Genomic DNA, 5,588 nt, shown 5'->3' on the forward strand with positions numbered 1-5,588 from the left:
CCAAAATCCTAACCTCCAGTAAAATAACATCACAAACTATTTTACTAAAGTTTTAGGCTGATAGAGCAAAAGTGTAAAATCTAATCAAGCGAAAACTGTCAACTTTATTCTAGCGTTTACAAATAGGAGGGGGAAAATGAGAAAAATATTATTGTTGTTATTCAGTATATTGATTTTTGCTTTGAGTGCTTGTCAAGAGAGTGACGAAGCAGAAGTAAAAAAAGAAGTGTCTGAAACAGAAGTGAAGGATTTTATTATGGAGTTTAAAATGATTACTCATAATGTTCCTGTTCCAGAAGAGGCATACGAAGTAAATGTGCTAGAAAAAGTAAAACCATATCTGAATGATGATTGGTATGAACGGAATGAAAAAGATAAACGAGTAATGTTCCCACGAACTTATGTAAGTGTTAGTGGCTTGGAATGACCCTGAATGATGTTACAATTGATCGTCTAGAAGACAATTCTGATAGAGAAGGATATGTTGTTGCATATACCTTGAATTTAACGATAGGTGAAGAAGTAGTAGAGAAAAAAGGGGACATGAAAATAATTGAGGGTGAGCCAAATGGTTTTGTCATCACCTATGATTGGGAAAAAGAAATTATCCGAAACGGTGTTCGATTCAAATAAAGCATGAACAGGTTGGGACAAAAGTTATCAACAAAAACACCATTTTCGCTCGAGAAAATGGTGTTGTAATATTTTTGTCTTTGCTACTGTATATGATTAAGCTGGCATTTCAGTTGGAGTTGGTGTAGCATAACCATCTTGATATTTTGTATCTATGATGTTGCGAATTTCTTTTAATGATTTGCCATCTTGGTAAAGTTGAATGGATTCAACGGCAATTTCTAAACATACGAGACAACGTGTACCGTGATCATCCCAAACGATTGACCCATCTTCACGTGTTTCGGCAATAAAGCAGTTTAAGTTACTACGATGACCAGCTGATTCGCCACAACCACAATAGCAAGGCATCCATTCTAAAATTTCCGTTGCTTTTCCTGCTGCTGCGTACACTAAACGAATGTCTTCGTGTTGGGAATCTAAAAACTTTGGTATTTCAGAAGCAGAAGAAGTTACTTCTTGAAGATCCCCTGACAAATGATTGTGTGAAGTGTGTTCCTCGGATGCATGACTCTCTTCATGCTTTTCTGCATCATGGCTCTCTTCTTTCGAACTACAAGCAGATAGTATAAGAAATACTGAAGCTAAGGGGACGAATAGTTTTTTCATGTTGAAGCCTCCAGAAATTATTATCTTAAGCGAACATATCAAAAAGTTCATATTAAAACAATTGGAAAGGTAAAAATTTATAAAGTTGCCACTTTTTAATCTCGGAAAAGAGGGAAATAGTGGATTTTTATCGTATTAATCTTTTAGTAGGATAAAAAATAGCACAATAAAAATATAAAAAAGTGATACACTATCATTGTTAGTTGAAGGAGATGAATGAATGAACTCTAACAAATTTACAGTAGAAAATTTATCAAAAGCTCTATTTGTTGTAAATAAACACGCAAAAACTGCTATTGATCCTAAATTTTTATATGAATTAAAGAAAAAAACAATTGAAAAACTATTAGCAGAAGGGAAAGCACAAAAGATTGGCTTGCATTTCTCGAAAAACCCTAAACTTTCAAAACAAACTTCAACGGTTTTAATTGAATGTGGAGACTACTTGTTCCATCAACTTCCTTCAAAAGAAGACTTTCAAAATTTACCTCACCTAGGTGACCTGGAGGATCAACATAGAAACCCGAAAGCGCAAGTTTCTTTAAAACAAGCAAAGTCGCTATTAGTTGCATATACAGGATTAAAGCCACCTCAACCAAAAAATCCATATGTCCAAACAAACACACATTATATGTCACCATTTGCTAAACGTTTTGGGGAACGATGAATCCTTGGCAAAATAAAATTTCGTCTGAAAGAAATAAAAACAAGAAGAACAAGTGATTGGAATATCAACTTGTTCTTCTTCTGTATTTCGCAATTGAATTGTGAGCCACTTCGCAACTAAAAAAATGAGCCATTTTCATGGACAAGATAAAGTTAGTAGCAAGTTTATCAGTAGGCTTTACATGGAGCCTCTGCGGGCATGATTCGCGCTTAAAGGGCGTAGTAGCAAGGATTTAACGCCCGCACAAGGGTATCATGCCCGCCACTCCAAATAAAGCCGAGGTGTTCTTCTGGAAAAGACAGAGTGTATTAAGTGGCTCACTGGCTCAATTAACAAGTGGTTCAATATTCGGTTGCGATATACATTCTTCTTTGAATAAGGTTAATTTAAAATTTCCGCATATCTGAATTTACAGATTATTTAATTGGCAGTATTACACTAACAGAAGTTCCTTTGTTCACTTTACTTCTTATTTCAATGTTTCCACCATGCTCCTGAACAATTTTATGACTGATCATTAAGCCTAATCCCGTTCCTTTTTCTTTATAACAGTAGAAAGGTTCACCGATTTTTTTTAGTCGCTCATCACTAATACCAGTTCCACTGTCGATGATCTTAATCTTGATGTATTCTTCTTTATAATTACATACTTGAACTTTGATATTCCCACCATTAGGCATTGCTTCTATTAGATTTTGAAGTAGTTGAAGGAGTACATGTTTCATTTGATTTTCATCACAATATATATCTGAAAGGTTTTGATCGTATACTTCTATAATCTTGATATTTTGTTGTTTACTATGGGTAGAGACTAATGTTAATACTTGACTAATAAGCAATTTTGCATCGATTCTCTCCATTGTAGATATTTGAGGTTGAGCAAAACGTAAAAACTCTTGAATAACCTCTTCAATTCGATAGATTTCGTCTAATGTCGTTTCTATAAAAAGAGGGTTTTTTACTTCATTTTGAAGAAGTTGGACAAAACCTTTAATTGAAGTTAAAGGGTTTCTAATTTCATGAGCAATACTTTGAGCTAATTGACCAACGATGGATAGTTTTTCAGATCTTCGTAATAATTCTTCCGCTCTTTTTCGCTCAGTAATATCCCTTCCGACCAAAATGAAACATTCAATTTTTCCATACTGATCAAAAACAGGCGAAATTTTTTCCTCAATATAAATCCAGCTACCATTGACATGTCGATACCGTAATTCGATGAGACTAGGAGCTTTTGTTTCAATCATGGAATTATATTGTTCTTTTACTAGTGAAATATCTTCGGGATGGATGTATTCTAGTATGTTATTCCCTATAATACTATCAGTTCGATACCCTAATATTTTTTCGTAGGAAGATGAGTTATAAAGGATTTCACCGTCGTAACTTAACAATGCAACTAAGTCTTGTATACCATCTGAGATGATTTCATATTTAATGTTTCTTATTTTCAGTTCTTCTTCAAAACGTTTTGTTCTGTAATTTCCACACATGATCCAATGACGGATACGACTTTGCCGTCTTTTCGAATAGGGGATAGGGAAGCGATATAATAAATATCATTAACTTTACCTATATAAGTCACATTCTCTTCACCTTCCCAAGCTCGGTGATAGAATTTACCCTTTTGCTCGGCATAGTCTAGTGGGAAAATTTCTTTTAGTGCCTTACCAATTACTGTTTTTGGCGTTAATCCAATTCGATAAACTAATTTTCCCTCGCAAAACGTATGGATAAATTGACCATTTTCTTTTTTAAAATTAAAGATCATCCCCTGTTGTTGCTTCATGATTTCAAGAATTTCGTGTCGTGTATTTTCGATTTCTGCTCGCATCAATTCAAAAAGGGGCTGTTCGATTGAATACTCTCTATTAGGGCTAACGTTTTTTATATATTCCACAATTTTCTTCACACTCCTAAGTAGATGATTCTATTTTCGTATAGTATTAGATTAATTTAGTATATCAATTATCTCATTTTTTATGGTTATTTGATCTTTTATCTTTAATAAGTAGGATAAAAATATAAACTACCGATATATTACCGAATATAAAGCAATACTCAATAGTATTCTACAATTATTTAAACTTGTGTCAAAATAAGTTACTATTTAACTATTTTAAATTGAGTCAGATTCTGCTGCCTTCTAAAACAATAATAAGCTAGTCACATTCGTAATGACTAGCTTAAATTGTATTAAATTTTCAGAATTGTTTTTGTACCGGGTACACTAAATAAAACAGCCAAAGCAGCAATCACCATTACTCCACTCAAAATAATAAAACAAATAATAATCAGACTTGCAGAGATCATTTTCGTAAATAAAGCTATGACAATGATTCTAAAGAGTAATCCAGCTGTTCTTAACATTCCGTCCACCCGTCCCATGATTTCATTCGGTATTTCATCCATCATGAAGGAATTTCTCGCCACCCTTGTACCGCTATTACCTAGGGCAAGGAAGAAAGAGAGGGTTAAAAATACGGGTAGTGGAACGAAAACTATAATGGATATAGCGATACAATACAATGCCACTCCAGCAATAACCGTAAATTCATTGCTGATTTTTTTAGCGATGATCGGGATAGTCATACCTGCAGAAATTGCCCCAATAGCATAAATCATATTTTCTAAAGCATAAATGTCCCCAGTCGTATTCATCACATCTGATAAATAAACAGGAAATAAATAGTTTGAAATTAATACACCAAGGAACGGCATAGTAGAGAAAAATAGAAAAACGAACAATTTCGGATTTTCTTTTAGGTACTGGAGGCTCGACCAATCATCCTGACGATTTGACACATCCTTAACGCGTTTGTTCTTCATATACGGTAATCGTAAATAAAAATAAGTTGCCGCTGCGTAGGAAATGACATTTAGTAATAATATGGATTGTAGCTCCCAATGTACGAGTAAATAGCTAGCCAATGCACCTGCAATCATACTAGAGAGCTGACCTTGTACTTCCATCGTTCCATTCAAAGACTTATATTGATCCTTATTAAAGATTTCCTGATTCAGTGCAAACATCGTTGGATAAAAAATCGTGTAGTAGAGATTTCCAATGATATAAATCACTGTATAATGCCAAATCGAATACGTGTGACCAGTAAATCCGTATAAGGCAAATAATAATATTACAAGTAAACAAAAAATCTCACTAAAGATTAGTAGTCTTTTTCGCGATACCAGATCAATCAATTTCCCAACATATGGGGTAATGAAAAAATTAATTAACGTCACCCCGAGCGTAATATACCCATACAAAACATTCCCGCTATCACTCGTCACTAAAAGCCATGGAATCGCAATCATCGTAATCCCAGAACCAATAGAAGAAGCAATATTTGCAAGTAAAATTAAACGGAAACGTGAATCACGAACAATTTCTTTCATATTTTATAGTCCTTTACCAAAGTTTAGTTTTCTGACAACATTTTAACGATTCCAAGGGGGAGAAGAACACCGCCAGAAGACTGAATCTCTTGTTAAAGTTGCCTACTACAATATAATTTGGAAAAAAGTGAGGCCAAAATAGGTATTCATTCGTAAATAATGGTAGTGTCAAAACTTCTATGAAAAATTGAAAAACACAAGGTATTGGGCGATAAGTACTCTCCGAACGAGGGGACAATCGCTCTTGACAAACATTCCGAAAAGGTTGCGCCCATATTTT

The 5,588-nt window shown here is 34.2% G+C and carries 7 protein-coding genes; 3 read left to right on the top strand and 4 right to left on the bottom strand.

Features of this window, described 5'->3' with window-relative positions; translation table 11 throughout:
* Positions 1–136 precede the first annotated feature (136 nt).
* Together D8M03_RS16960 and D8M03_RS16965 are read left to right on the top strand one after the other, a co-directional pair.
* Positions 137–427 carry a hypothetical protein gene (locus D8M03_RS16960; protein WP_121215981.1) on the top strand — a complete coding sequence of 97 codons (291 nt, stop codon included), beginning with the start codon at positions 137–139 and terminating at the stop codon, positions 425–427.
* Entirely contained in the window at positions 424–633 is a 210-nt protein-coding gene (locus D8M03_RS16965) for a hypothetical protein (RefSeq protein ID WP_121215982.1), read from the top strand. Before D8M03_RS16960 ends, D8M03_RS16965 begins: the two co-directional genes overlap by 4 nt.
* Positions 634–729: 96 nt before the next feature.
* Here D8M03_RS16965 and D8M03_RS16970 read toward each other — a convergent pair whose 3' ends face one another.
* On the bottom strand, positions 730–1,242 hold the full coding sequence (locus tag D8M03_RS16970) for a PCYCGC motif-containing (lipo)protein (protein WP_121215983.1): 513 nt from the start codon (positions 1,240–1,242) through the stop codon (positions 730–732).
* Between the two features lie 220 nt (positions 1,243–1,462).
* Between D8M03_RS16970 and D8M03_RS16975 the strand changes: the two genes are divergently transcribed.
* Positions 1,463–1,909, top strand: coding sequence for a YkyB family protein (locus tag D8M03_RS16975; RefSeq protein WP_121215984.1), 447 nt, complete (start codon positions 1,463–1,465; stop codon positions 1,907–1,909).
* A gap of 416 nt (positions 1,910–2,325) precedes the next feature.
* On the opposite strand, the gene D8M03_RS16980 is transcribed toward D8M03_RS16975, so the two are convergent.
* The 3 genes from D8M03_RS16980 to D8M03_RS16990 all read right to left on the bottom strand — a co-directional run bounded on the left by D8M03_RS16980 (position 2,326) and on the right by D8M03_RS16990 (position 5,308).
* Positions 2,326–3,402, bottom strand: coding sequence for an ATP-binding protein (locus D8M03_RS16980; RefSeq protein WP_121215985.1), 1,077 nt, complete (start codon positions 3,400–3,402; stop codon positions 2,326–2,328).
* On the bottom strand, positions 3,360–3,821 hold the full coding sequence (locus tag D8M03_RS16985) for a PAS domain-containing protein (protein ID WP_147404842.1): 462 nt from the start codon (positions 3,819–3,821) through the stop codon (positions 3,360–3,362). The genes D8M03_RS16980 and D8M03_RS16985 overlap by 43 nt, the downstream gene beginning before the upstream one ends.
* 284 nt (positions 3,822–4,105) lie before the next feature.
* Entirely contained in the window at positions 4,106–5,308 is a 1,203-nt protein-coding gene (locus D8M03_RS16990; RefSeq protein ID WP_121215987.1) for an MFS transporter, read from the bottom strand.
* Positions 5,309–5,588 lie beyond the last annotated feature (280 nt).

This window comes from Ureibacillus endophyticus, assembly GCF_003628435.1.
GTDB lineage: Bacteria > Bacillota > Bacilli > Bacillales_A > Planococcaceae > Ureibacillus > Ureibacillus endophyticus.